Source organism: Actinosynnema sp. (assembly GCF_052038725.1).
Map to the genome: position 1 here is coordinate 1 of NZ_JBQGCX010000848.1, position 2,377 is coordinate 2,377.

At 72.9% G+C, this 2,377-nt stretch carries 2 protein-coding genes; both read right to left on the minus strand.

Translation table 11 applies throughout. The annotated features are described in order from the left end of the window. Positions 1-586 precede the first annotated feature (586 nt). Positions 587-1,663 (minus strand): Fic family protein, encoded by a 1,077-nt coding sequence (locus ACTUAL_RS17380; protein ID WP_440901007.1) that lies wholly within the window; start codon positions 1,661-1,663, stop codon positions 587-589. A gap of 228 nt (positions 1,664-1,891) precedes the next feature. Further along, a partial coding sequence (locus tag ACTUAL_RS17385; protein ID WP_440901008.1) for an SRPBCC domain-containing protein occupies positions 1,892-2,377 on the minus strand: 486 nt, incomplete at its 5' end.

The window sequence follows — 2,377 nt, forward strand, 5'->3', positions numbered from 1 at the left end:
GCGCAGGTGGCGCGGACGGCGCAGGTGGCGCAGACGGCATGAGTAGTACGGATGGCGCGAGCAGTGCGGACGGCGCGAGCAGCGCGGACGGCGCGAGCAGTGCGGACGGCGGGAAATGCGCGGGGTGCGGGAACTGCGCGAGCGGCGGGGACTGCGCGGACCGGGACTGCGCGAGCGGCGGGAGCTGCGTAGGTGGCGGGGACTGCGCGGGCGGCGGGGGCTGCGCGGGTGGCGCCTGCGGTGGGTGTGACGGGTTGGGGCGTGGGGGTGCGGTTGTCGCCTTGCGGCGGCGGGGTGTGGTGCACCTTGCTGCTGGGCGGGGGCATTGGGCGTTGGAGTGCGCCGAGGAGGAGTTGGAGATCGCCGTGCTTTCCGGGGAGCACTGGCGGGTTGTCGCCGGGTTGAGGCGGATGGCTTGGGTGCTCTCGGCCGTGGGGCGGGAGCGGGATGCCGGGCACTACCTGCGGCGGGTTCGGCGGGAGTGTCGGGAGCGTCGGGATGGTGGGAGTGGGGGGACCGGGGCGGGCGGGTAGGGGTGAGTGGGGGAACCGGGGGCGGTGATGGCTCCTCGCGGCGCGCTTGGTGGTCATGGGCGGAGGAGGGCTAGGGCTTCGGGGCAGAGGAAGACCTTGCGGTAGCGCCTGGACTCCCAGGGGTACAGGACGCCCTCGGCCACCAGGCGGTCCGTCAGCAGGGTCGCGCCCTTTAAGGTCAGGCCCTCGGCCTCGCACAGGGTCGGGTGGTCGATCGCCGGGAAGCCGAGCAGGGAGGTGGCCACCCTGGCCAGCCTGCTGCCCTCGGGGAACCTGGCGCGGTAGGCCGCCGCCAGGGACTCCAGGTTCGCCAGCAGGCTCACCTGGGCGTCCGCCAGTTCGCGGACGCCCCGCGCGAAGAACTCCACCCACGGGCCGTGCTCGCCGGTCCGCACCACGTGCCTGACCTGCTCGCGGTACTCGTCGCCCGTGCGGTCCAGCCACACCGACAGGGGCAGCACCGAGGTGCGCAGCATCCCCTCGCGCACCAGCTCCAGCATGGTGAACAGGCGCGCCACGTGACCGTCCGGGACCGCGAACGGTTGCAGGAGCTCCAGTTGCAGGTGCGCCAGCGCCAGGCGGGCCACCCTGGGCAGGGTGGGCCTCGCCTGCACCCACACCGTCCACTGGGCCAGCGCGCCCGCCAGGTGCGCGCTCGTCGGCGTCAGCAGCCACGCCCGCTCCCGGCTCGGCCCCAGCCAGCCCTGACCTCGGCGCAGCGGCTCGTCCGGGCGGTGGTCGCGACCGGTCAGCGCCGCGGCCACCTCGCCCAGCAGGTCCGGGTCCCCGGTGTCAGCGCCCTGCGCCACCTTGGCGAAACCCAGCTCGACCCCGCGCAGGTGGGGCGCGACCACCTGCTCCGGGGCGCCGTGGCGCGGGTCGAGGGACACCGCCAGCGCCTCGCGCAGCGCCACCGGGTACCCGGCCATCCCCGCCGACGCGCACGCGTCGCGGACCCTCGTGGCGCGCGCGAAGCCGGGCAGCTCGGCGAAGCGGCTCGACGCCTCGTCGAGCCTGCCCAGGCTGTGCTCGGCCAGCGCGGACTCGCGCACGGCGGGACCGGTCAGCGGCGGCTCGGAGAACAACGGGTACGGCAGGAACGCGCCTTCTTCCCGTAACTCCTCCGGCACACCCGCCACATCGGTCCCGGAAATCCACGTGCCACGTGGGGAAAAGCGGGGGATCACGGTCGGAGCATGACACGAAATGGCCTCGGTTGACCACCACCTTCAGTTTCGGCGCCGGGCGATTGCCGGTAGAGAAGATTGGAATACAGTGGAATTGCCGACGTCACGGACGCGGAATCACAGAATCACGGAATCGAAGAGAATCAGCACCGATCGGCGCGCCTCACCCCATCAGGCCCCCTCCGCCAGGAGGGGGAGCAATCCGGCCAGCCGGTGGTGGCTGGTGCTGACTCCCCCTTCCATGCCGCTGGCCAGGACCGCGTCCCGCAGCTCCCGACTCGGGAAGACCGAGGTCTGCACCACCCTCGTGCGTCGGGCGCCGACCTCGGTGAACTCCGTGGTCACCACCGACTCCTGCCCCTCGAACACCTCGGTGTTGACCAGCCTGCGCGGGCGGTCCACCAGGCGGTAGCGCCCGGACATGCCGAACTCGGCCCCGTCGGCGTCGCTGCGCCACCGGTACTCCCACGCGCCGCCCTCTCTCAGGTCGATCTCGCACACCGGCATCGACCAGCCGTCCGGGCCCAGCAGCCAGCGGGAGACGTGCCGGGGCTCGGTGAAGGCCGCGAACACCAGCTCGCGCGAGGCGTCGAACTCCCTGGTGATGGCGAACGCGAGATCGCTCGGGGTGGTGATCTCGGTGCGGAGGTCGGCGGT